The sequence below is a fragment of the Pseudomonas sp. GW821-FHT09D08 genome (assembly GCF_059416305.1).
This window is the reverse complement of the sequence record NZ_JBWKOX010000012.1, coordinates 114,503-137,828: the sequence shown is the minus strand read 5'-3', so window position 1 is coordinate 137,828 and position 23,326 is coordinate 114,503. Positions and strand designations below refer to the sequence as shown.

The following is a 23,326-nucleotide window of genomic DNA, read 5'->3' as shown; positions in this document are numbered from 1 at the left end:
GTGATGAATCGGATGTCGGTGCACAAGCGCGGCGAAGTCGCCAGTTACGCCACGCAATACTCGAAAAAATTCGTCGAGCGCTGGGATGACTTGATCGATTGGGACAAAAGAAAGGCGGGGGAGAACGGGTTCTTTGAAAACCTGCTGAAGCAGCACGGCGTGAAGTCGGTGATCGACGTCTCCACGGGCAGTGGTTTTCATGCGGTCCAGCTTAAGCAGGCGGGGTTCGATGTCGTCGCCACGGACGGCAGCAGCACGATGTTGACCAAGGCCCGGGAGAATTTTCGGCAACGCGGGTTGGCGATCGAATCGCACTACCGGGATTGGCAGGCCCTCGATCCCGCCGAGCTGGGGCGCTTCGATGCCGTAGTGTGCCTGGGCAGTTCGTTGTGCCATGTGTTTGCCGCCCATGAACGGCTGGAGGTGCTGGAGAGATTCAGGGCATTGCTCAATCCGGGCGGCTTGCTGATTGTGGATCAACGTAACTTCTTTGCCATTCGCGCAGGCAAGTTCAAATCCAGCGGTCATTACTATTACTGCGGCACGCAGGCATCCGTCGGCCTGGGGCAGGTGGATGAGCACGTGTGTGAGTTCATCTACTCCTTTGATGACGCCGAGCAGTACCGGTTGCAGGTCTATCCGCTGTTGCCGGGTGAGTTGAAGGGGGAGGTGCTCAAGTCCGGATTTTGCGCCCATGAGAGTTACGGGGATTTCCAGCGTGACTACGACATGATGAATTGTGATTTTGTCATCCACACCGCACGCGCCGTTTAAGGAGTACCTGATGAGCACACTGGTACACAGTAGCGCGCGCCCGTTGGACAGCGTCGTGCTGGCGGTGGTGTTGACCGGGTTCGTGGCCAGTACCTACGGGTTTGGCGTCTACCTGTTCGCCAACCTGGTGGTGGACATGCGCCGCGACATCGGTTTCGACTACACCACGGTGGGCCTGATCACCGGCGGTGCGCAGATCGGCTTCCTGCTGTTTTCATCGGTCACCAGTTATATCAGCCGTTTTTTCGAAGGCTGGAAAATCAGCCTGGTGTCGACGCTGATGACCTCCCTGGCGCTGTTGGGGCTGAGTGTCAGCAACAGTATCTGGCTGTCCGGGGCGTTGTTGATTTTGCTCGGCGGCTGCTCGGCCTCGGTGTACATCCCGTTGGCGGAGATTGTCACCAAGGGCTTCAGCCCGGGGAATCGCTCGCGGGTCATGGGGCTGATTTCCAGCGGCACCAGCTACGGCGTGTTCATCAATGGCTTGCTGGTGTCGTTCCTCACCCTGCAGGGTGGCTGGCGCTCGATCTGGCTCACCGCGGGCCTGATCTCGGTGGCCCTGTGCGTGGTGGCCTGGTTTCTGCTGCGCAACCTGGTGGCGGACAAGGACGCCGGTTTTTCCGGGCAGCGTTCGACGGTCTTCGACAGTCACGCACCTTGGTTGAGTCGCTCGCTGTACCTGACCTGGGCCATTGCCTTTTTGAACGGGATGGCGCTGTTGCCGTTCCAGACTTACCTGGCTCCGTTTCTGCGGGATGAGTTGGGAGTGTCGGTGCAGGACGCCGGGTTTGTCTGGACCACCATCGGTGCGGTGGGCATGGCCTCGGGCTTTCTGGTGGGGTGGATCGCCGACAAGGTGGGCGTCAGGGCGTCGCTGGCCATGTGCTTTCTGAGTGCGGGGCTGGCCGCCACCCTGGTGTTCAGTTTCAACAGCCTCCCGCTGTTCTACCTGGCGGCATTTTTGTTTGCGCTGGCGTTCTACCCCATCTTCGGGCTTGTCCCCAGCTACATCGGGCAAATCGTGCCGGTCAGCCGACTGACCCAGGCATTCGGCATTGCCAATGTGCTGATCGGCCTGGGGGGCGTGTGCGGCAACTTCCTGGGCGGTTTCTCCAAGGACCTGACCGGCTCGTTCGCAACCGTCTACTGGGTGGTTGCGCTGTTGCTGTTCGTGCAATGCGTGATGGTGTTCCTGTTGGGTAAACCGCCTGTGGCGGTGACGGAGGGTGAGCGGCCATGAGTCATTTTGCGGAACGTCCAGAGCGGAATCTGCATGCGTTTGCGTTCAGCCATCTCGGCGCGGAACGCTCGCGTATGGGGCAAAAGCCCTTGGTCATCTGGATGACGGGCATCTCGGCGGCCGGCAAGTCGACGATTGCCGATGCGCTGGACAGCGCCTTGCAGGCGCAGGGGCGCTTGACCTGCATCATTGACGGCGATTCGGTGCGCGGCGGCCTGTGCCGCGACCTGGGTTTTACCGACAGCGACCGCGACGAGAATATCCGGCGGGTCGCGGAGGTCGCGCGCTTGATGCTGGAAGCGGGGCTGGTGGTGATCGTGGCGCTGATCTCACCGTCGGCGGCCAGCCGGCATTACGCGCGCGCCATTATCGGCAATGAGCATTTTGTCGAGGTGCATGTGGACGCGCCGCTGGAAACGGCCGAACAACGTGACCCTAAGGGCTTGTACAAAAAAGCCCGCCTGGGGTTGATCCAACACTTCACCGGGATTGACTCGAACTACGACGTGCCGATCTTTCCGGAAGTGCACGTGGACACCCAGGCGCTGTCTGTCGAACAGTCTGTCGCGACTATTCTCGATTGGATGGCCCGCAACGACGGGCGTACATAGCCGCTGGTCTTTGCGCCGCGGTGGCGGTGCCTGCACCTTCAGAAAACAAGGTAATCTGCGCCATCGCAGGCATACCGCGTTTTTTCAGGAGCAGGCATGACGCATTTCACCGGCACTGCAAAATCCATCCGTCTGATCGGCGGGGCCCAGGTGTTGGACTTCATCAATACCACCAACGGCCGCCGCCCTGGTTCCCCACTCAAGGTCATGGAAGAGCGGCTCACCAGTTTTCAGTTTTTCTTTGAATGGGCGCTGCACGCCTCGCTGATCTCTGCCCAGGAGTTCGCTGAATACAAGGCCATGGTGTTTGAGTCGCCTATTTCCTACCAGCCGGATCTGGACGCCATCATTGCGTTCCGCGAATGCCTGTATGCCGTGTTTTATCCATTGTCCTTGCGCCAGGCTGCGGCCGATGACGCCTTGCAGCAGATCAACCTGAATTTCCAGCAAGGCACCACCTGGCGGGTGCTGCGCACGGTTGACGGGACGCCGGCCTGGGCGTGGAAAACCTGCACCTCTGCCCAGGAACTGAGTGCAATGTTGATCGGGCGCCTGGCGATCGAGGCCACGCAGTTGCTGGTGTCCGGTGATCTTCGCGTGCTGAAGTGCTGCACGGCCACCGACTGTGATTGGCTATTCCTGGATATCTCCAAGAACAAACTGCGCAAATGGTGCCAGATGAGCGTGTGCGGCAGCCGGGAGAAATTGAGTCGCCTTAAACAGGCGCTTTAGTTTCCAGGCAGTGGCGCGGTCGACGGGTAGCAATTGCTCCACTTAATAGGAAGCATTACTATTCACGCCCCGCCTCCCCAGTGCCCTCGCGATGATCCCTCAGCCGCCCCGCAGAACAGGCTTTTTCGAGCACTACGAAGAGTTGATCGGCACCTGGACACGCCGCCTGAGAAACCGTCAGCAGGCCGAGGACCTGGCCCATGACACCTTTGTGAGAGTGCTGGAGACCACCACCTCCCAGGTAGAGCAACCGCGCGCTTATCTGCATCAAACTGCGCGAAATATCGCCGTGGACGCCTACCGACGCGAAGACCGGCGCGAAGCCATGGCGTTGGAAGCCTTTGATCAGAGCCAGCCCCACGGCGGTGACCCGGAGCATTTCATGCACGCGATCCAACTGGCGGACTCCATCGAGCGGGCATTGGCCGAGTTGCCGCTCAACTGCCGCAGGATCTTTATCTGGCAGAAGATCGAGGGCCTGACCCAGCAGGAGATCGCCGAGCGCCTGGGCTTGTCCAAGAACATGGTGGAAAAGTATATGATCCGCACCCTGCGGCATTTGCGTGACCGCCTGGACGCGATGGCCCCATGACACAAGCTCGCTCTGAAACAGGACCTTCCATGATGGATAACCGTGCCCGCGACGAAGCCGCGCAATGGTTTGTACGCCTGCAAGACGCTGGGTTGGACGCCACCGAGCGCGAGCGTTTTGATGCGTGGCGCAGTGAAAAGCCCGAGCACCAATATGAATTCGATGTGCTGCAAGGCCTGTGGAGCGCCGCCGACCTGGTGCCCAAGGCCCGCTTGCAGGCGTTGGGCGAGGCGCCGGCCGGGCGTCCAAAACGTCGTGGCGTGTTGCGTTACGCCGTCGCGGCCAGTGTGGTTGCCGTGGCCTTGGGGCTCGGCTTGTTCAGCGGCCTTGATCATCCGAAGCCCTACCGGGCCGATTTCAGCACGCGCCTGGGTGAGCATCGCCAGGTGGCATTGCCCGACGGCTCGATGATGGATTTGAACAGCCGCAGTGTTGTCTCGGTGCACTACGAAAAAGGCCGCCGCAGTGTTGAACTCAAGCAGGGCGAGGCCATGTTCAGTGTCGAGCATGACACCCGCCGTCCCTTTGTGGTCGCCGCCGGTGCAGGGCAGGTGACGGTCACCGGCACGCGCTTTGATGTGCGTCGCGATGACGACCAGACCCGTGTGGTGGTCGAGGCCGGTACGGTGAAGGTGCAAGGGCGCTCACCGAACGAGGGGGTGACGCTGACGGCGGGGCTGGGGACCCATATCAATGACCAAGGCCTGGTGGCAGCGTCCTACGCAGTGAATGCCGAGGAACTGACGGCCTGGCGCAGCGGCAAACTGGTGTTCAACAACGCCTCCCTGGGTGAAGTCGCCCGTGAGGTGTCGCGTTATCGCGAGCGCCCGTTGCGCGTCAGCACACCTGCCGTTGGCAACCTGCGACTGACCAGTGTGTTCAAGGCCAATGACACCGATGCCTTGCTCAAGGCCTTGCCCCATATCCTGCCCGTGGCCCTGCGGACCTTGCCGGACGGCAGCCAGGAAATTATTTCACGCTGAGATTCAGGTTTTTTCCGAGTTCTTCGTCTTCTCCTGCAACTGCAACTGGTTTGTATTAACAGCCGTGCACTCTTGCGATCACAGGACTAGGTTCGACGTGAAAAAACTTGCCGCCCATCACAATAAAATCTCCCACTGGGTGCCTCTGGCGCTGGTGCTCGCTGTCAGCACCTCCCTGCCTCTGGCCTACGCTGCCGAGGGTATTCATATCCAGGCCCAACCCTTGGGCGCGGCGCTGAGCCAGTTGGGCCAGCAGACTTCCCTGCAAGTGTTCTTCAGCCCCGAGTTGGTCGCCGGCAAGCAGGCGCCGGCGGTAGACGGCAACCTTTCCCCAGAACAGGCCCTGCGCCAGCTCTTGCAAGGTAGCGGCTTGGACTATCAGATCGATGCGGGCTCCGTGACCCTGCGCCCGCTGGGCAACGGCACCGGCGAGGCCGGCGCGCCTCTGGAACTGGGCACCACCGATATCAAGGTGGTCGGTGACTGGCTCGGCGATGCCGACGCCGAAGTGGTGCAGAACCACCCCGGCGCGCGCACGGTGATCCGCCGCGAAGCCATGGTCGAGCAGGGCGCAATGAACGTCGGCGACGTACTGCGCCGCGTGCCCGGCGTGCAGGTGCAGGAAGCCAACGGCACTGGCGGCAGTGATATTTCCCTCAACGTAGGCGTACGCGGCCTGACGTCGCGCCTGTCGCCACGCTCCACTGTGCTGATCGACGGCGTACCGGCGGCGTTCGCCCCGTATGGCCAGCCACAATTGTCGATGGCGCCGATTTCCGCCGGTAACCTGGACAGCATCGACGTGGTACGCGGCGCCGGCTCCGTGCGTTATGGGCCACAGAACGTCGGTGGCGTGATCAACTTTGTGACCCGTGCGATCCCCGAGAAATTCTCCGGCGAAGTCGGCAGCACCCTGCAAACCTCGGCCCACGGCGGCTGGAAGCACATCGACAACGCCTTTATCGGCGGCACGGCCGATAACGGCATCGGCGCGGCCTTGCTGTACTCCGGGGTCAATGGCAACGGCTATCGCAACAGCAACAACGGCAACGATATCGACGACGTGATCTTCAAGACCCACTGGGCGCCGACCGACCAGGACGATTTCTCGCTGAACTTCCACTATTACGACGCCAGCGCCGACATGCCTGGTGGCCTGACCCAGAAGCAGTTCGACGCCAACCCCTACCAATCGGTGCGTGACTGGGACAATTTCAGCGGCCGCCGCAAGGACGTGTCCTTCAAGTACATCCGGCAGATCGACGACCGTACCCAGGCTGAAGTGCTGACCTACTATTCCGACAGTTTCCGTGGCAGCAACATCGCCAACCGCGACCTGAAAACCCTCGGCTCCTACCCGCGCACCTACTACACCTTCGGCATTGAACCACGGGTGTCCCATGTGTTCGATGTAGGCCCCAGCACCCAGGAAGTCAGCGTCGGTTATCGCTACCTCAAGGAAGGCATGCACGAGCAGGCCACCAGCCTCAACCTGGTCAATAACGTACCGACACCGGGCGGGCAGAGTGATGGTCATGTCTACCAGGACCGCACCGGTGGCACCGAGGCCAACGCCTTTTATATCGATAACAAAGTCGATATCGGCAAGTGGACCATCACCCCGGGTATTCGCTTCGAAGACATCCGCACCGAATGGCACGACCGCCCGGTGGTTGCGTTGAACGGCACTCGCACTCAGGAAAAACGCCGCGAGATCCACAACAACGAACCGCTGCCGGCACTGAGCGTGATGTACCACGTGTCCGATGCCTGGAAACTGTTCGCCAACTACGAGACCTCGTTTGGCAGCCTGCAATACTTCCAGCTCGGGCAGGGCGGCACCGGCGACCAGACCGCCAACGGCCTGAACCCGGAAAAAGCCAAGACCTACGAGGTGGGGACACGCTACAACGACAGCGTGTGGGGCGGCGAGCTGACCTTCTTCTACATCGACTTCTCGGATGAGCTGCAATACGTCAGCAACGATGTGGGCTGGACCAACCTCGGCGCTACCCAACACACGGGTATCGAAGCCTCGGCCCACTACGACCTGTCGAACCTGGACCCGCGCCTCGACGGCCTTACGGCGAATGCCGGCTTCACCTACACCAAAGCCACCTCCGAAGGCGATGTACCCTTCAAGGGGCGTGACCTGCCGCTGTACTCCCGTGAGGTGGCCACCCTGGGCCTGCGCTACGACATCAATCACTGGACCCACAACCTGGATGTGTACGCCCAGTCCGGCCAACGCGCACCGGGTACCACCAGCACTTACGTCACCCAAGGCTCGGCGGACGGGCAGTTCGGCGATATTCCAGGTTATGTTTCGGTCAATGTGCGCAGCGGTTATGACTTCGGCGAACAGTTGTCGAACCTGAAGGTGGGCGTCGGCGTGAAAAACATCTTCGACCAGCAGCACTACACCCGTTCCAGTGATAACAATGCCGGCTTGTACCTGGGCGAGCCGCGTACGTTCTTCGTTCAGGCCAGCGTCGGGTTCTGATTCGTCCCGGTTTGGAAATATCGCAGCCCTTGGCCGGGCTGCGATTCTTCTGCCCATTTCCTACACTGTTTCGGCGCATCTTGCTGCTTGATCAGGAACCAATTCCGACAAAAAACCACACATGGGCTAGCTGACAAGCTTCGACTTCATGGTTGGAGCGCCCGGCTGAAGATTGCGCTCACCGTATTGGAGAAACTTATGTCGGTATCGATGCTCGATACACCCGTACCCACTTCATCAAACCCTGATCCTTCGCAGGTCAAATCCAGCCCTGCGGCAAACAACAGTCTTGCGGCACCGGCCGCACCCTCCTTCAGCGGTCAAAACGCTGCAAACGTCAGCTTCCAGTCCCGGGAAAGCGCGGCCGGGCCGGTGTTCGGCAGTCAATCGCCGGCGACTGCGCGTAATAGTGTTGCAGATCCGGTGGCCCATCAGAAAACCGCTCCTGCGCAGTCGGGCTTACTGGATCAGGTCAGGCATTGGGTGAACCCATGGTTGGGTTGGGGGCGACCACCGCACCATCCAGGTTGGAGCAATCCTCCACCCCGCCCCCTGCCTGTCATCAGCAACCCACCGCCACGACCCTTTCCTACTTGGCCAGGCAGGCCTGATCCGCATTATTCCCTCAAGAACAATGAACAATTGGCCGTGCAGTTGCGTGACAACTTCAATGCCTTCAGGGACCCAAGGAACCCTGGGTATATCAGCAACGACAGCATTCGAGCGATGGCGAATAAAGGGTGGTCTCCGTTTCCCAGCACCAACGAGAACATTCGCCTGGCCAAAGAACTGCTGCGACGTCCGGAACTGATGAGCGCGCTTGACCGGCACACCTCGACCGGTGCACTCGATGGTCTGATCGACCGGAATAATGTGAACGCGGTTATCTACGGACAAAACTACTTCAAGTACAAGACTGACGGGGAATTGGCTGGTGAGATGCTCAGGTCTTTCGAGAAGTTGAAAGGCCCCCACTCGAACCGAGAACTGCACGTCAACGACTTGAAAAACCTGGCTTACGAAAACCTGACGGACGACTCTGACAGGAATTACCTGATCCAGTTGTCCCAGGAAATTCTAAAACGCAGTGATGTACTGAGGCAGATGGATGACCTGCTCAGCAGGCCGGGTGACGATAGGATCAGTTGGGCTGGGCTTTACTTTCTGTTCCGCTGAGCGACATCCAGGCGCCGCGAATCGGATGCGGCGCCTGCATCCATCCTTTCAGGAACTGTTTACGCCAATTCACCACATAGATTTTATCCACCGGAATCAATCAATTCCGGCGGTTTTCAGATTCTGAGTGAGGGCTAACCAATGACTTCAACCTCGTTTCGTTCATCCCAGCCCAGTTGCCAAGAGCATTTTCGCAACCCCTCTGCAGAGGACACCACGGTGTTGGAGAGGGACGCCGCCTCGCGCGATCCCTTTGCCCCTTCGAATGTACATGCGGCCGAAGCCCAGCGGATGAAGGCTTTTGTCGGCCAGCACAAATTCCAGGCGCCCGTTGCGGGTGACTTTTTCCGCGGCCTGCCGGTGGAGGAAAAGAGCTCCCATGACAATCCGACTGCACTGAAAAACGCCGGCCTGCTCAATGGCCTGACCGCTTGGTGGCGCAAGCAGAAACTAGGTTGATGCTGCCGTGCGGTTACAAACACTCAAATTTTACTGGAGTCCATTTGGCCTCTCTCCGGAACCACTGTTTTCCGAGAGCCACTTAATCGCTGGCTTCCACGGAATCTAACTATGCTGGAGATGAACTATGAGTTACAGGATCAATAATCCAGGAGGCTTCCCACCTGGGGTGAATACAGCGACGGGGAACGGCCATGCCCGACCCGTGGTAGATGCCAGCGCGCTGGGCAAATCGCTCCCCACGGCGCAGCCTTCATTTGATGGTAGGTTTGCGAACGGTGCCCAGCGGCATTTCGACGGTCAAAACCTCTACGGGGGCATGACGAATGTAGGGAACCCCTATGTCAGTTCGCACGACCACGAGTTGGCGTCTCAACTGCGCAGCGTCTTTTCCATGCTGGGTGATTTTACGAAAGATGGCCGCCTGACCCTGAGGTCATTGACGGACATCGCCAACGAGAAGCCCAGCGAGAGCAAGGTCTACGAACGTACAATCATGCTTGCCAGGGAGATACTCAATCGCCCACGACTGGGCTACTCGATTGTTGACAAGCGTGGTGAAATCACCCCGTCCAGCCTGGACAAAGCCGCCGATTTGATGATTGGCAATACCAATCCCAACACTCAGAGCGCCGACCCCTACCATACGAAAACCGACGCACAGGTCGTCCAGGCGTTCAGGGGCATGTTTGATGACTTGCGGGACAAGTCGGAAGACCGCACCTTTTTTTTCGAGAAGCACCGGTATGTGAAGAAAGAGACGATTATCGAGATGAGCAAGGACCCTGACGAAATAGACAAAAGTGGTCAGGTTGTGCGGGATATGGCCACTGGGTTACCCAAGAAGAAATACAGCGAGCAGCAGGTATACATGGCCAAGAACCTGGTCGAACGTCCCGGGCTGTTGGCTTCGCTGGACAGCACCAAGGCTAACGGAACCAACATTTTCGGCAGCCATAACGATGATGGCTGGTTGAAGAACTACAGCATTGATCGCTGGTTGAAAAACGACAAGGAGGAGAGGGGCAGATAATCGCCCAGGCGTGAATGAGCTTCTTGAACGATTCAAGAGGCTCATGTTGTTCTTGGTTCATACCCGCAGTATTTTCCCGCTGACCGCCACCGCTACCAGCAGCACTCCGATCAACAGGAAGGCGGTTGCCAGGCTGCTGCCATGGGCAATGAACCCGATTACGGCAGGCCCGGTCAGAATGCCGGCATACCCCAGGGTGGTAATGGCCGGTACGGCAATGTGTTCCGGCATGACGTTTTGCTTGCCGACGGCGGTGTAAAGCACCGGAACAATATTCGAGCAGCCGGCCCCTACGAGGGCGTAACCCAACAGCGCCATTTCCCAGGCGGGTGATAGCGTGGCGAGGAAGATACCGGCTGCAGCCAGCGCGCCACCGGCCATGATTACCCAGGTAGCGCCCAGGCGCCGTACGATGGCATCACCGGTCAATCGCCCCGCCGTCATGGTCAAGGCGAACGCCGCGTAGCCCAGCCCGGCGTAGGCTTCATCCAGGTCGCGCTCGGCGCTGAGGAACACCGCGCTCCAATCGAGCACCGCGCCTTCGGCCAAAAACACAATAAAACACAGGCAGCCGATAAACAGCACCACGCCATGGGGAACCGCAAAGGCTGGCCCTGAGCTTTCACTGCCATAAGGCAACAGGTGGGGGCCGGCCTTGAGCAGCGCCGCCACCATGACAGCGATCACCACCCAGGTCGCCTGCAGTGGCGACAGGCCCAGCCCCAGAAGCCCGGCGACACCCGCCGCGCCGACAATCCCCCCCAGGCTGAACAACCCGTGAAACCCCGACATCATGGTTTTTCCGCTGGCTCGCTCGACAATCACCGCCTGCAAGTTGACTGTGGAATCCACTGTGCCCAGGCCGGCACCGAACAGGAACAAACCGGCCATCAGCAGCGGAATCGAACTGACCGTGGCCAACATCGGCAAGGCCAGGCAGATCATGATCGTGCCGGCGGTCAGCACCCGCCGGCAGCCAAAGCGCGACGCCAATGCGCCCGCCGCCGGCATGGCGATGATCGAACCCACCCCCAGGCACAACAGCAACAGGCCCAGCGTGCCCTCACTCAGGTCTGCGCGTGCCTTGGCATAGGGCACCAAGGGTGCCCAGGCGGCGATACCGAAGCCTGCGATGAAGAAAGCGATGCGGGTCGACATTTGCTCCAGGCGCCCGGGAACCACGGGCGCAGAGGTGGGGATGGCAGTCATGAAAAATCCTTGGTTTAGCGTTCAACGAACGATGTCCGGCGCGACATCCTTGCACATCAGGCCTTGAGGGGCGAGCCGGGTTCCCCTCAAGATAAGCGGCGCTGAATTTTTTTTACAAATTCGGGAACGCTATAGGCGTGGGTAACCACACATGGGTTGTCGCGGGAGGCGTTCTGGAAGGTGTGTAACTGCCGTGGGAACTGGTGAACCCCGGGTTTCTCATGGTGGATTACCACCTTCCAGACCGCCTCCCACACACCCTGCATGGTGTAATACGCTGCTGGCCCAATCCTGTAGGCAACCGAGCGGACGCACCGATGAAGAGAGCGAGGCAAGTGGCGCCATGACCCAGTTCTATGACGCACGGGGCAACATTTACGGGGTCGCCAGCCCGGGTTTTTTGCGGCAGCAGGGTATCGAGGTGCCCAACAGCGCGGCGCAGGCCGCGAGGACTCGCGAGGCGTGGGCTGCATCGGCCATAAGGTCCGAATGCGAGTGGGGCTCGACGCCGCGCCCGGCCAATGCCAAGGCCCACCGCTGTGATGGCTTGCTGGTGGGCCCGTTCCAGGCCGAGCCGCCGTTTGACCTGTTGATCGTGAACACCGACGGCTCCCTGGCCGAGCGCAGTGGCAATGGGTTGACGATTTTTGCCCAGGCGCTTACTGACCAGGGCTTGATGACCGAGGCCTGTGATTTGCGCGTGCATCATGACCAGCCTGACGGGGTGTCGCCGTTGGTGACTCGGGTCGAGCCTGCTGTCTATGGGCACCGTTCTGGATTCTGGCTGGCATTGGGGTTGCCCGGATTCGGGCCGTCGGCTGTGGGGGCGCAGGGGGTGGAGCAGGTGCTCCAAAGCGGCATTGAACTGAGCCATGTGAAGGCGTTGGCGGCAATCAACCCACAATGGGCGCACAGTCAGTTTGTGCGTGTGGGCAATCCTCATTGTGTGACCCTGGTCGAACACCTGTCAGCCTTGCCGGACAATCTGCAGATGCAACAGCCAGCGCTGTTCGAACCGTTGCAGGCGATTGCCTTCGCCCCCCCGGCAGGAAGCGGCGAGCCATGCTTGGCCGGAGTCAATTTGCAATGGGTCGCCAGGCAATCCGGCAACCGGGTGGTTGCCCGGGTGTTCGAGCGGGGAGAGGGCCCCACGGCATCCTCCGGCACCAGCGCCAGTGCCGTGGCCTGTGCGGCGTGGCGAGCGGGTTGGGTTGAGGGTGGTGAAGTTGCGGTGGTGATGCCGGGTGGCACTGCGCCGGTACGTTTGCATACCCAGGTCGATACGCTGCTGAGCGTCAGTCTGTTCGGGACTGCACGGCCTCGGACATGAAGTCTTTTGAGCAATTGACGCCCTGAGTGGGTGTCAGCTGTTTCGCTATTAATTAATTGACCAGATAAAAGTTGGTGTAGGGCATTTCTTATGTTTGAGAAGTGGCTCATTGACTCGATTTATTATTTTGTAAAAGACACTTCAATCTCAGTCGTACGAAACTTCTTTTTTATTTTTTCGAGGTCGATTTTTTCCTGAAATCGCTAAGCTTCAAGGCGTTCAGGCGCTTTTTCTCGGCAACTTATTTGATGTTTGGCGGGGGAAGTATCTCAGTCCGGTAATAACTATCGATAATGGCGGGTAACAACGGATGGTTAACGCGTTTGTTTCGTCACGTTTCAAATTAATCCTTCCAGGCATAAAGACTGACTTTCAAGTATTGGCGTTCAACGGTCAGGAGGTGCTTGATCAGCCGTTTTTCATCCAGGTGCAGGTGGTCAGCGAAAACCCTTCACTGGATCTGGAGTCACTGCTCCACCAGCCCGCCTACCTGGCGTTTGGCGACGCCGACGAAGGCCTGCACGGGCAGGTTTACGCGATTGGCCGCGATGATCCCGGGCGGCGGCTCACCCGTTATCACCTGACGTTGGCGCCGCATCTCGCCTACCTTGCCCATCGATGCGACCAGCGGATTTTCCAGCAGCGCAACGTTCCGCAGATCATCGCGGCAGTCCTCGAACACCACGGCATCCTGGCCGACCGCTATGCCTTTGAGTTGGGGCCGGTGGTCTACCCGCCGCGTACGTTCTGCGTGCAATACGCGGAAACCGACCTGCATTTCATCCAGCGGCTGTGTGAAGAGGAGGGCATTCACTACCACTTCCGTCACAGCGAGCACCAGCATGTGCTGGTGTTTGGCGACGACCAGACCGTATTTCAGCGCCTGCCTGCGCAGCGTTATTCAGCTGCCGGCGGCCCGCTGGCCGAGACACGGGTTATCCAGGGTTTCGACATACGCCTGGCGACCCGCAGCCAGCGAACGGTGCGTCGTGATCATGACTTCGAGCATCCGTCCTTATGCCTGCAAGACAGCGCGGGTTCTGCCTCAGCGCAACCCCTTGAGGACTACCGCTACCCGGCTGGGTTTACCGGCCATGCACGGGGGGGGCGCCTGGCGCGCAGGGGGTTGGAGCGCCTTCAGATCGGCCGATATCGGGCATTAGGCAAGAGCGACCAAGCGGTGCTGCGCAGTGGGCATTTTCTTGAGCTGCACGACCATCCGGATCCGGCCTGCAATGATTTATGGTTGATCACTTCGGTCCGTCACGAGGGTTATCAACCGCAGGTGCTGGAGGATGCGACTGGTGAGGAGGTGGATGCATTCCAGGGGTATCGCAACCGTTTCACCGCGACACCCTGGACTGCACCGTATCGCCCCCCTCTCAAGCACCCCAAGCCGACCATCCAAGGCACCCAGACCGCTACGGTGACCGGGCCTGTCGGTGAGGAGGTGCATTGCGATGCATACGGCCGGGTGAAAGTACGGTTTCACTGGGACCGACTGGACAAGAGCGATGACAAAAGCAGTTGTTGGGTGCGGGTGGCATCTGGCTGGGCCGGAGACGGGTTTGGCGCAACGATGATCCCGCGGGTGGGCATGGAAGTGCTGGTAACGTTCCTGGAGGGCGACCCGGACCAGCCGCTGATCAACGGTTGCCTGCCCAATGCGTTGCACATGCCGACCTATTCCTTGCCGCAACACAAGACCCGCAGCGTCTTGCGCAGTCGCAGCACCCCGGGCGGAGGTGGCGGCAACGAATTGCACCTGGAAGACCGCCGTGGCAAGGAGCTCATCTACCTTCGTGCCCAGCGGGACCTGGAGCAGCAGGTGGGGCATGACAGTCACCTGGAAGTGGCCGGTGAGCGGCGTGAAATCATCCGAGGGTTAAGTACGGCGCACCTGGAAAGCGAGGAGCATCGTCACGTCACCGGTGACCGCAAGGTTGTGCTCAAGGCCAGCGACCATCTGGACGTGCAGGGCGACAGCCGGACCTATATCGGGCAAACCCTGGTGATTGAAGCTGGGCAACAGGTGCATCTCAAGGCCGGCGCCAGCCTGGTGATCGACGCGGGCGTACAACTGAGTTTCAAGGCCGGCGGAGAGCACCTGGTGATCCAGGCAGGCGGCATTTTCAGCAGTCGGCCCATCACCCTAGGTGGAACCCCGTCCGCGACCGGGTCGGCGAACGCCCTGTTGGTTGCGCAGAGCCCGAAAATCTCCGCCACACAGGGCGCCATCATGTACTTGGCCAGGCAACTGGATGCGGACTTCTGTCCGGTATGCGAGGACTGCCGCGAAGGCCTCTGCACCGTCGGCGGGAGGGCAGCCTGATGGAAAACCTTCCAAACCGATGGATGAGCCAACAGCAGCAGGCAGGTCACAGGCTGTGCCTGATGCTTGAGGGAAAAAACGCAGCCTGCCAGCCAATGTTGGCGGCACGCGGTTTTCCAGCGTACTGCCACCTCTACGCACAAACCCCACTGGCGGAAATGGCCACGGCTGGCCCCGTGATCCTGTTGCTGGATCAGGGAGGGGAGCCCGCGTTGCTCGATCTTCTGCAAGAACCAGAGATGAATTGGGGGTGGCTGGGCAGCTTGCCGGATGCGGACCTGACGGACATGTCCCGGCATTGGCGCGACCGGCTGCTGATCGGACCGGAGAATAACCGGACGCTATACCGCCTTCACGACAATCGTACGTTGGCGCGGGCACTGAACCATCTGGGCCTTGAACACTGGCCAGCATTCCTCGGCCCACTGATCAGTGTGTGCTACTGGCATGAAGGCAGTTGGCACCGTGGCGACAACCCAGCCCCCGGTGACTATCCGGTGCCCGAGCCGGCCCCCTGGCTGAACACGCCCAACCCGAATGCCAGCGCCATCCTGCACGCCAATATCCTGCGTTACCTGCTGGCTGAACACAGTGAAGACCTGGCGGCATTGGTTGAATTCCAAGACCCCAGGGTTTGGCTGACCCAGGTCCTTGAACAGGCTCGCGCCTGGCAATGGAGCGGCCCGGAACAACTGGAGTTCCTGGTCGTGCGACGGCTGGAAGAGGCCACCTGCAGCAGTGTGATTCGTTGGCAGCCGATGGTTGGAGAAACACCGCAGGATCACTTTGAACGAGTTAAGCAGCAGTGGCTCATGTTGGAGAACAAGGATGAGTAAGCGTGTATGGGGCGTGCTGCTTGCGCTGGCGATGGCGGGACTTTCGGGATGTGCGATGAAGCCGGTTGATCGCTTTACCTTGGAGGTGGATTTACCTGCGGAGTTTAAACTTAAAACTGCCGCCAACTATGGGCCTGCAACGGGTGAGACCTGCACCTTGCCAAGGCGCCGAGGCAAGAGGCCGGAGCGGAAGGTCTTTTTTACTGAGTACGTGCCGGTGGCGAGTCGTGCGAGTTATGAGTTGCCGCTGAGTGAAACGGTACAGGGGTGTCCGTTGGTGCTGCGAAGTGTGGATTTTGATCTTTATGCGAAGTGGGGCAAGCGGGATTCGGACGTTGGGGGGGATATAGGGGGGATTTCCATTAGGGATCATCTGGAGGGGGATAGGCCTGGAATGCCGGAGTCGGGAGTTAAGGAGCTGTCTTGGCAGTGTCAGTGGTTGTTTCGGACTGCGGGGCGGAAGCACGTAATCATAAAGGTCCTTAAATGTGGATATGTGAGTGACAGTGGGGCGCTATCTAACGCTGGTACGAGAGGTGGTTTGCTGCGAGATGAACTGGGAGGACAAAAGGTACTGATAAAAGTAGGACTCAATCCCGAAGAGCGACCTTACATGGGCGATAACTGGATTCGTTTTCCTAGTGGGTGGAAGCGTTGTCTAGGGACGGATTTTGATGATCTTTATGCGTTCTGTAACGGGAATACTACCGACTTCAAGCCCATCACAATGCCCGATGGGCGTATATGCGACATCTATCCAACTTGTACTGAATAAGGATATCCAGGCATGACGATGGAAGAATGGAAGCACCCTTTTTTTGATGAAAGTATGCCTGCTTGCGCATTGCATGGAGGTTGGCTGAGTTTTTGTCTGGTGGATGAATCAGGTGATGGGAAAGCCTATGGAGGGCTTAGATATGAGGTTGTTGACAGCGCAGGGCAGCGGTACAAAGGCCATTTGAATGGAGAAGGGTTTGCACGGTTGGAGGGGCAGTGTCGCGGTCCTGTCGTGCTGGTTTTAGATGCTCCATATGAGGCACGGAGGGGCTACTATTCAACATTGCAGCAGCGAGACAGCTATCCATTACCGATCACCGATCTTCAAGTCCGAGCTGAACAAACCCGTTTTTCAAGCGTCGATGGTCGGCGAACTGAAAGCAATCCAGGACGACAGAGCTCAGATCGGTTTTACCAGGTTGAAGTAAGCGATCTGGTTCGCCATATCGCCCATCTTCCCCCCGTGGAAGAAACACCCCACCGCCCCCAGCGCCACGCATTAAAAATGATGGCCGACCTGGGCTTTGGCCCGCCCCAGCCAACCTTGTCGGGTATCGTGCTGTTCCCCAGCCAGCATACCGTTCTCGAAGTTCGACCGCTGCGAGCCCTGCGCCCGATGCTCTCCACTGAAGATGAGTTCTGTGCTTTGAACCTGTATCAGTTGGCTTTGTTTGCAGCGTTGAGTTACTGCGATTTTGGGCAGGAACCCTCAAAGAAACCCGTTGATAAAGTCCATTTCCCGCTGGACCCCAGCGTTGGGAATCTGTTTGGCAAGCAACTGTCTGGATACCGTGAAGCCTGGCGAGTTGATCCCGAGCAAACCCGGCGCTTTTATCCTCTTTATGAAGATGTCCCTTATTCCAAGCGCTTCGAAATCCTGCCATTCGACCCTGAGTTGTACCTGCAGAATCGCCCGGAGTTGGGCGAGAAGCAGGAACATCCCGCAAGTTTGCACTTCTTTGATGACGAAAAAGACGGCACTGACACCCAGGCGTTCATCACCCATCACGATGAGGTAATCCTGATTTCAGTGCGCGGAACTTTCAGCACGGCCGATGCACTACGGGATGCAAACGCCCACCAGGTTGCATTCGCCGACGGGGTCGGCAAGGCGCACGAGGGTTTCTATCAGGCTTACCGGGCTGTGCGTGACTTCGTGCTGCGTTACCTCAGTCAATTTCACATAGGCCAACGAATAGTTATTTGTGGTCATAGCTTGGGCGGCGCAATTGCGTTGTTACTGGCAGAAGCGTTACGTCGTATTCCTGAGCGTAACTACAACATCCTCCTCTACACCTACGGCGCCCCCCGCGCCGCCGATGCCGAGTTCACTGCCGGCGCTTCCACGTTGGTCCACCACCGCATCGTCAACCACAACGACCCGGTCCCCAGCGTCCCGGCCCCTTGGATGAACACCACCGCCAAACTCTGGATCCCCGGTGCCGTCAAGCTATTCAGCGCCCCCACGGCCGGGGGCCTGTTGTTCGCCGCCGGCCTGGTGCGTATTGGCGGCAACCCCTACCAACACCACGGCGATCAACAGCACTTCATGCCCATCGTGCTCCCGGACGGTACGCATTCCTCCGTGCTGTGGAGGCCGGGCTGCGAGTCCATTGAAGAAGCCGGCCGCAACCGAGCCTGGCAAACGCGCGGTGACATGCCCGATCGCGAAGGCCTGATCAAACAGTTGGTGCAATACAAACAGCATTTCATGACTGCCAGCTACATCCCCGCCGCCTGGGCGACGTTGCGTCGCTGGCAACAAGCTGTGGATAGCAACGGTCCTGTGGTGACCCAACGGGAGTTTGAACTGCTCGACCATGCCCTTGCGACCATGCGCAAGCAACTGCAAGACAAGCGGCGTGAACTGACTCGACAGCGCCCGGCCAACGACCGTGCCTATGATTACCATGAGCCGCTGAACGCTGAGATCGACCGCCTGCACACCAGTCGCGAACGCCTGCAAACCCTGCGCTGGCGTCGTCTTGAAGCGCGTGATGTCTACGGCAGCCATAGCCACTCCTCCAACCTGCAACCCAGTCTCAAGCGCTGGTTCCGCCATCGTGAAAACCAGGCGTTGCCTCAGGTCGCGAGCATCCCTCCCGCTGCGCAGAGTGAGCTGGGGAGGGTGCAACCGCTGGATCTCGACTCGATCGTCTGACCTGGGTGCTTAGACAAACTCCACCTGCGCCGGCTGGCGCTTCATCAACACCTTGCCGTGGCGAATCGAGTACAGCGGTAGCCCTTGGCTGCGAATCACCTCGTAGTCGCTGTCGGCCGAGAGGATCAGCAGGTTGGCTGGGCGCCCGGCTTCTAGGCCGTAACGGTCACCCAGGGCCATGGCCTTGGCGCTGTTGTCGGTTACCAGGTCGAGGGCGCTTTGCAGGTTGCGGTAGCCGAGCATATGGCAGATGTGCAAACCGGCTTCCAGCACGCGCAGGATGTTGCCGTTGCCCAGCGGGTACCAGGGATCGACGATGGAGTCCTGGCCAAAGCATACGTTCATGCCGGCCTCCAGCAGTTCGTTGACCCGAGTGACACCACGGCGTTTCGGGAAGCTGTCGAAGCGGCCCTGCAGGTGGATGCTTTCGGTGGGACAAGAGACGAAGCTGATCCCCGAGTGCCCCAGCAGGCGGAACAGTTTGGCGCAGTAGGCATTGTCGTAGGAGCCCATGGCCGTGGTGTGGCTGGCGGTGACGTGGGCGCCCATGTCGCGGCTGCGGGCTTCTTCGGCAAGTACTTCGAGGAAGCGTGAGTGCGGGTCGTCGGTTTCGTCGCAGTGCACATCCACCAGGCAGCCGGTGCGTTCGGCCAGGTCCATCAGGAACTTCACCGAACTCACGCCTTGGTCGCGGGTGTATTCAAAGTGGGGGATGCCGCCGATCACATCGGCGCCCAGGCGAATAGCTTCTTCCATCAGTTCGCGGCCGTTGCGGTATGACTCGATGCCTTCCTGGGGAAAGGCGACGATTTGCAGGTCGATCAGGTGCGTGCTTTCTTCGCGCACTTGCAGCATGGCCTTGAGCGCCGTGAGGTCGGGGTCGGTGACATCGACATGGGTGCGTACATGCTGGATGCCGTGGGCGGCGAGGGCCTGGATGGTTTTTTTGGCGCGGGTCCTGGTGTCTTCCTCGGTGATGGTGGCCTTGCGTTCGCCCCAGCACTCGATGCCTTCGAACAGGGTGCCGCTCATGTTCCAGCGCGGTTCGCCGGCGGTGAGGGTGGCATCAAGGTGAATATGCGGTTCGACGAAGGGCGGTATCACCAGGTTGCCGGCTGCGTCCAGGTCATTGGGCCCCACTGCCGGCGCTGTTGTTTGTGGGGTGATGCTGGCGATCCGGCCGTGTTCCAGGTGCAGATCATGCAGGCCTTCACGGTTGCGCAGGCGGGCGTTGATGATGTGCATGGGCAAGTTCCTCTTGGCTAAAAACAATCAGGCAGACAGCCGCCAGATCATCAGGGCGATGCCGATGTCCAGGCGGTCATAAGCGTTATCCAGTGTCAGACCGCACAGGGCTTCGATGCGCTGGACACGGTGTGTCAGGGTATTGCGGTGCAAGGCCAGGCGCTGGGCGGCAGCCACAAGGTTACCATTCTCGTGAAACCAGGCTTCCAGGGTCGGCATCAGGCTGGGGCCGTGGTGCAGGTCGTGACGCAGCAGCGGGCCCAGGCGTTCATTGAGGAATTGGTCGAGCAGGGCGCGATCACGCACACCGCTGAGCAGCTTGAGCACACCCAGTTCGTCATACACGCACAGTCCGGCACGCTCGCTGAAGCGTCGTGCGGCCACCAATGCCTGGCGTGCTTCGTCCTGCGCCTGGGCCAGGCGCGCGGGTGGGTGTGCAGCGGCGCTCAGGCCGATAAACAATTTCAGCGGCGCCAGGCGCAGGTTGAGCGGGTTAAGCCAGTTGGCCAGTTGCTGGCGGTTGGCCAAGGCCGTGACGGCATCCGGTGCCGGCAGCAGCAGGGTCCATTGTCCGGCGCGCCCTAGTACCGGCAGTACCGCCGATAATTGACGCAAGCGCCGACTGATAGCGTCGTGTTGCCGCGCCAACTGCGCCTCCACCTGTGCCGCGTCCCCCTCGGCAAACAGCAGCTCACTGCCTTCCAATTGCAGTTGGGCGACCTGCCAATGCCCGGCCAGTGGCATATTCAATTGCACGGCCCGATGCAGCAGCAAATCCAGGGATTGATAATCCCCGCTCAGCAAGCGCTCCAGCACGTCGTGCCGCGAGCGTCCCAGTTGCTCGGACTGGATCAGCGCCGAACCAATCGCCTGGGTCACCAGCACCATTTTCAGCGAGTAGGGCTGCTCGATCAGCGGCATGCCGGCGGCTTCGGCGGCGTCGAGCAAGCGCTGGGGAATCGCCTGGATATACGCCGCTCCCGTCAGGATCACCAACCCGGCCACTTGACGCTGGCAGGCTTCGTCCAGCAGTTGCAGGAGGTTGGCCTCATCCCGTGGGTGGTTGATGCCGGTGACGAACACCAATTCACCGCCCAGCACCCACTCGGCGATCCCACTGTTTTCCGCCACATAAGGCCAACGCACGACGTTATCCAGGGCGGCAGCCCCGGCGCGCAGGCGCATGGATTCCAGCCCCGGCAACGCCAGTACCTCAGCAATGGTCAGGCTCATGCCCGGGCATCAGCCAAAGGCACGCGCAGCACGGCGGTGAGTGCGACGTAGGTCAGCGACGCGGCTGCGATGCCCACCAACGGCGCGACCCACGGCGAGTTGAACGCCAGCACGGTACCCACCGCGTACGCCACCAGCCCGGCCCAGTTGAAGGCTGGCAGGCGCACATCCGCCAGGCGAGGGTAGTGGCCGCGCCAGCGGTAGAAGAAGTCCGCCATGATCACCCCGCCAATCGGCGGAATCACCGTACCCAGCAAGATCAGGTAGGGCACCAGCATGTCGTACATGCTCAGCAACGCCAGCAAGGTGCCGATCACCGCACCCGCCAAGGTCACGGTTTTGCGGCGTTTGGTGCGCAGCAGGTTGCAACCGGCCACGGCGAAGTTGTAGATGGTGTTGTCCTGGGTGCTCCAGATATTGAGCAGCAACATGGCCATTGCCGCCATGGCGAAGCCTTGCAGCAGCAACACTTCGACCACGTCGGGCTGTTGGTAGACGATCGCGCCATAGGCGCCGATCAGCACCATCAAACCATTGCCGATAAAGAACCCTATCAGGCTGGCCAGCACCGCGACCTTGGCCGAGCGGGAAAACCGCGTCCAGTTGGTGGCCTGGGTGGCGCCGCTGACGAACGTGCCGAACACCAGGGTGATCGCCGTGGACAAATCCATCTCGCCGGTCGGCACCACCGCCAGCAGCCCATCCAGCCCGCCGACTTTTACCGTGGCGACCCACATCGACAGCAACAGCAACAGGCCCATGGCCGGCACCGCAATGTAGGAAAGAATCTCCAGCCCGCGATAGCCCACGTAGGCCGTGGCGCAGAACGCCAGGCCGAACAGCACCATCAACGCCAGCACGCTGCCCTGGCTCAACTCGAAATACTTGCCCAGCACCACGGCCGCCGTGGCGGTGCCCCAGGCGTACCAGCCGATCTGGGTGAACCCGAGGATCAAGTCACTGAGCTTGCTGCCCACCTCGCCAAAGCAGAAGCGGCCCATCAACACCGAGTTCAACCCGCTCTTGAACGCGATGTAACTCAGGCCTGCGGCGTAGATACCCAACAGCAGGTTACCCAGGGCCACCACGCCGAGCATCTCGGTGAAACTGAACGCCACCCCGAGCTTGCCGCCGGCAAACATGGTCGCGGTAAAAAAGGTAAAGCCCAGCAGCACCATGGCGGTCGACGCCAGGCCTTTGCGCGCATGCATGGGGACTTCGCTTAAGGGGTAATCGTTGCCCGGTTCTTGCTGCGTCATGTGCGTGCTCCCTGAATGAGTGACGCAGGCCTGTTGCACCGGGCGTGCCAAATCACCGGCAGTGACAGGCGCACGGTCGCGGCTGTGCACCGTGCACAGTATTTATAGCCAAACAGGCGGGGAACGCAGGCGGGAGTGTTCGTTGTGCCCAGTCGGGCACGAAAGCGGTGCAGCAGTGATACAAATTGGATCAGTCGAACAGCGTCTGCGTGGTCTCGCCGCGATGAAAGGCGAACGCCGCCTCCAGATCACTTTCGATGGTGCGTCCACGGGACAGCGGCGGCAGCTCGTCCAGGCTGAAAAAGCCCACCTCGGTGGTCTCGAACCCGGCCACCGGCGCCAGTTGATCCACCCGTTCACACAGGAAATACAACTTGTAGAAATCCCGCACATCCGGCCGGTACAACCCCTTGGCCTTGTGGGTGACGCTATACAGTGCCCGCGCAGTAACGCTCAGCCCGGCTTCCTCGCGAATTTCCTTGATGATGTTTTCCGCCGCCGACAACCCGATATCGGCATAACCACCAGGCAGCGCCCAGCAACCGTCGGTGGCCTCGCGCACCAACAGAATCCGCTCACCCTCGATCACCGCGCCACGTACGTCGACCATCGGCGTCGAATAGCGCTGGGCGAAATCCGACACCAGCCCGGTGATGCGCTCCAGGGGCACATTGCCCAGCTGCGCCAGCATGCTGTGGGCAATCTCGGCGATTTCTTCCAGGCGTTCGCGCTCGAAATCATCGGTGCAAAAGTGCAGCCCCGTGGAGGCCAAGGCTTGCAAGCGTTTGGCCTGGGCCAGCCAGGTAGTTTCCATGGACATCTCCTCGGTCGCGAAGAAAGG

At 60.1% G+C, this 23,326-nt stretch carries 20 protein-coding genes; 15 read left to right on the top strand and 5 right to left on the bottom strand.

What is annotated here, in order from left to right:
* Positions 1-3: 3 nt before the first annotated feature.
* The 10 genes from AC07OP_RS20395 to AC07OP_RS20350 all read left to right on the top strand — a co-directional run bounded on the left by AC07OP_RS20395 (position 4) and on the right by AC07OP_RS20350 (position 10,103).
* Positions 4-774 (top strand): class I SAM-dependent methyltransferase, encoded by a 771-nt coding sequence (locus AC07OP_RS20395; RefSeq protein WP_495102303.1) that lies wholly within the window; start codon positions 4-6, stop codon positions 772-774.
* Between the two features lie 10 nt (positions 775-784).
* Positions 785-2,014, top strand: a complete 1,230-nt coding sequence (locus AC07OP_RS20390; protein WP_495102302.1) for an MFS transporter — start codon at positions 785-787, stop codon at positions 2,012-2,014.
* Positions 2,011-2,625 carry an adenylyl-sulfate kinase gene (gene cysC, locus AC07OP_RS20385; RefSeq protein WP_495102301.1) on the top strand — a complete coding sequence of 205 codons (615 nt, stop codon included), beginning with the start codon at positions 2,011-2,013 and terminating at the stop codon, positions 2,623-2,625. Before AC07OP_RS20390 ends, cysC begins: the two co-directional genes overlap by 4 nt.
* Before the next feature lie 96 nt (positions 2,626-2,721).
* Positions 2,722-3,357 carry a CGNR zinc finger domain-containing protein gene (locus AC07OP_RS20380; protein WP_495102300.1) on the top strand — a complete coding sequence of 212 codons (636 nt, stop codon included), beginning with the start codon at positions 2,722-2,724 and terminating at the stop codon, positions 3,355-3,357.
* Positions 3,358-3,448: 91 nt separating this feature from the next.
* Complete coding sequence (locus AC07OP_RS20375; RefSeq protein WP_495102299.1) at positions 3,449-3,949, top strand: sigma-70 family RNA polymerase sigma factor; 501 nt, start codon at positions 3,449-3,451, stop codon at positions 3,947-3,949.
* A 29-nt stretch (positions 3,950-3,978) separates the two neighbouring features.
* Entirely contained in the window at positions 3,979-4,932 is a 954-nt protein-coding gene (locus AC07OP_RS20370) for a FecR family protein (protein ID WP_495102298.1), read from the top strand.
* 97 nt (positions 4,933-5,029) lie between these two features.
* Positions 5,030-7,435, top strand: coding sequence for a TonB-dependent siderophore receptor (locus AC07OP_RS20365; RefSeq protein WP_495102297.1), 2,406 nt, complete (start codon positions 5,030-5,032; stop codon positions 7,433-7,435).
* 198 nt (positions 7,436-7,633) lie between these two features.
* The gene (locus AC07OP_RS20360) at positions 7,634-8,611 is read left to right on the top strand and encodes a type III secretion effector protein (RefSeq protein ID WP_495102296.1); all 978 of its coding nucleotides are present in this window, start codon (positions 7,634-7,636) and stop codon (positions 8,609-8,611) included.
* Between the two features lie 141 nt (positions 8,612-8,752).
* A complete protein-coding gene (locus AC07OP_RS20355) occupies positions 8,753-9,070 on the top strand; it encodes a type III secretion protein (RefSeq protein ID WP_495102295.1) in 318 nt (105 codons plus the stop codon).
* 127 nt (positions 9,071-9,197) lie between these two features.
* Positions 9,198-10,103 (top strand): hypothetical protein, encoded by a 906-nt coding sequence (locus AC07OP_RS20350; RefSeq protein WP_495102294.1) that lies wholly within the window; start codon positions 9,198-9,200, stop codon positions 10,101-10,103.
* Positions 10,104-10,160: 57 nt separating this feature from the next.
* On the opposite strand, the gene AC07OP_RS20345 is transcribed toward AC07OP_RS20350, so the two are convergent.
* Positions 10,161-11,312, bottom strand: a complete 1,152-nt coding sequence (locus AC07OP_RS20345) for an MFS transporter (protein ID WP_495102293.1) — start codon at positions 11,310-11,312, stop codon at positions 10,161-10,163.
* 343 nt (positions 11,313-11,655) lie between these two features.
* Here AC07OP_RS20345 and AC07OP_RS20340 point away from each other — a divergent pair, with 343 nt between their 5' ends.
* The 5 genes from AC07OP_RS20340 to AC07OP_RS20320 all read left to right on the top strand — a co-directional run bounded on the left by AC07OP_RS20340 (position 11,656) and on the right by AC07OP_RS20320 (position 18,748).
* On the top strand, positions 11,656-12,642 hold the full coding sequence (locus AC07OP_RS20340; RefSeq protein WP_115488764.1) for a diaminopimelate epimerase: 987 nt from the start codon (positions 11,656-11,658) through the stop codon (positions 12,640-12,642).
* Between the two features lie 310 nt (positions 12,643-12,952).
* Complete coding sequence (locus AC07OP_RS20335) at positions 12,953-14,974, top strand: type VI secretion system Vgr family protein (RefSeq protein ID WP_495102292.1); 2,022 nt, start codon at positions 12,953-12,955, stop codon at positions 14,972-14,974.
* Positions 14,974-15,810: a DUF4123 domain-containing protein gene (locus AC07OP_RS20330; RefSeq protein ID WP_495102291.1), complete on the top strand. Its 837-nt coding sequence runs from the start codon at positions 14,974-14,976 to the stop codon at positions 15,808-15,810. Before AC07OP_RS20335 ends, AC07OP_RS20330 begins: the two co-directional genes overlap by 1 nt.
* Complete coding sequence (locus AC07OP_RS20325) at positions 15,803-16,585, top strand: hypothetical protein (RefSeq protein ID WP_495102290.1); 783 nt, start codon at positions 15,803-15,805, stop codon at positions 16,583-16,585. The genes AC07OP_RS20330 and AC07OP_RS20325 overlap by 8 nt, the downstream gene beginning before the upstream one ends.
* A gap of 12 nt (positions 16,586-16,597) precedes the next feature.
* Positions 16,598-18,748 (top strand): lipase family protein, encoded by a 2,151-nt coding sequence (locus AC07OP_RS20320; protein WP_495102289.1) that lies wholly within the window; start codon positions 16,598-16,600, stop codon positions 18,746-18,748.
* 9 nt (positions 18,749-18,757) lie between these two features.
* Here the strand turns inward: AC07OP_RS20320 and codA are convergent, their stop codons facing one another.
* The 4 genes from codA to AC07OP_RS20300 form a co-directional block, all read right to left on the bottom strand.
* The gene (codA, locus tag AC07OP_RS20315; protein WP_495102288.1) at positions 18,758-19,993 is read right to left on the bottom strand and encodes a cytosine deaminase; all 1,236 of its coding nucleotides are present in this window, start codon (positions 19,991-19,993) and stop codon (positions 18,758-18,760) included.
* Positions 19,994-20,020: 27 nt separating this feature from the next.
* Positions 20,021-21,226, bottom strand: coding sequence for a PucR family transcriptional regulator (locus tag AC07OP_RS20310; protein ID WP_495102287.1), 1,206 nt, complete (start codon positions 21,224-21,226; stop codon positions 20,021-20,023).
* Positions 21,223-22,485, bottom strand: coding sequence for a cytosine permease (gene codB, locus AC07OP_RS20305; RefSeq protein ID WP_495102286.1), 1,263 nt, complete (start codon positions 22,483-22,485; stop codon positions 21,223-21,225). Before codB ends, AC07OP_RS20310 begins: the two co-directional genes overlap by 4 nt.
* Positions 22,486-22,675: 190 nt before the next feature.
* Positions 22,676-23,299: an NUDIX hydrolase gene (locus AC07OP_RS20300; protein WP_495102285.1), complete on the bottom strand. Its 624-nt coding sequence runs from the start codon at positions 23,297-23,299 to the stop codon at positions 22,676-22,678.
* Positions 23,300-23,326 lie beyond the last annotated feature (27 nt).

Excerpts from the sequence above, each read along its gene's own strand:
- AC07OP_RS20395 (WP_495102303.1), top strand. The coding sequence starts at position 4 with ATGAATCGGATGTCGGTGCACAAGCGCGGCGAAGTCGCCAGTTACGCC.
- AC07OP_RS20390 (WP_495102302.1), top strand. The coding sequence starts at position 785 with ATGAGCACACTGGTACACAGTAGCGCGCGCCCGTTGGACAGCGTCGTG.
- AC07OP_RS20300 (WP_495102285.1), bottom strand. The coding sequence starts at position 23,299 with ATGGAAACTACCTGGCTGGCCCAGGCCAAACGCTTGCAAGCCTTGGCC.
- cysC (WP_495102301.1), top strand. The coding sequence starts at position 2,011 with ATGAGTCATTTTGCGGAACGTCCAGAGCGGAATCTGCATGCGTTTGCG.
- AC07OP_RS20335 (WP_495102292.1), top strand. The coding sequence starts at position 12,953 with ATGGTTAACGCGTTTGTTTCGTCACGTTTCAAATTAATCCTTCCAGGC.
- AC07OP_RS20375 (WP_495102299.1), top strand. The coding sequence starts at position 3,449 with ATGATCCCTCAGCCGCCCCGCAGAACAGGCTTTTTCGAGCACTACGAA.
- AC07OP_RS20370 (WP_495102298.1), top strand. The coding sequence starts at position 3,979 with ATGATGGATAACCGTGCCCGCGACGAAGCCGCGCAATGGTTTGTACGC.
- AC07OP_RS20380 (WP_495102300.1), top strand. The coding sequence starts at position 2,722 with ATGACGCATTTCACCGGCACTGCAAAATCCATCCGTCTGATCGGCGGG.
- codA (WP_495102288.1), bottom strand. The coding sequence starts at position 19,993 with ATGCACATCATCAACGCCCGCCTGCGCAACCGTGAAGGCCTGCATGAT.
- AC07OP_RS20310 (WP_495102287.1), bottom strand. The coding sequence starts at position 21,226 with ATGAGCCTGACCATTGCTGAGGTACTGGCGTTGCCGGGGCTGGAATCC.
- AC07OP_RS20340 (WP_115488764.1), top strand. The coding sequence starts at position 11,656 with ATGACCCAGTTCTATGACGCACGGGGCAACATTTACGGGGTCGCCAGC.
- AC07OP_RS20320 (WP_495102289.1), top strand. The coding sequence starts at position 16,598 with ATGACGATGGAAGAATGGAAGCACCCTTTTTTTGATGAAAGTATGCCT.
- AC07OP_RS20360 (WP_495102296.1), top strand. The coding sequence starts at position 7,634 with ATGTCGGTATCGATGCTCGATACACCCGTACCCACTTCATCAAACCCT.
- AC07OP_RS20330 (WP_495102291.1), top strand. The coding sequence starts at position 14,974 with ATGGAAAACCTTCCAAACCGATGGATGAGCCAACAGCAGCAGGCAGGT.
- codB (WP_495102286.1), bottom strand. The coding sequence starts at position 22,485 with ATGACGCAGCAAGAACCGGGCAACGATTACCCCTTAAGCGAAGTCCCC.
- AC07OP_RS20350 (WP_495102294.1), top strand. The coding sequence starts at position 9,198 with ATGAGTTACAGGATCAATAATCCAGGAGGCTTCCCACCTGGGGTGAAT.
- AC07OP_RS20345 (WP_495102293.1), bottom strand. The coding sequence starts at position 11,312 with ATGACTGCCATCCCCACCTCTGCGCCCGTGGTTCCCGGGCGCCTGGAG.
- AC07OP_RS20325 (WP_495102290.1), top strand. The coding sequence starts at position 15,803 with ATGAGTAAGCGTGTATGGGGCGTGCTGCTTGCGCTGGCGATGGCGGGA.
- AC07OP_RS20355 (WP_495102295.1), top strand. The coding sequence starts at position 8,753 with ATGACTTCAACCTCGTTTCGTTCATCCCAGCCCAGTTGCCAAGAGCAT.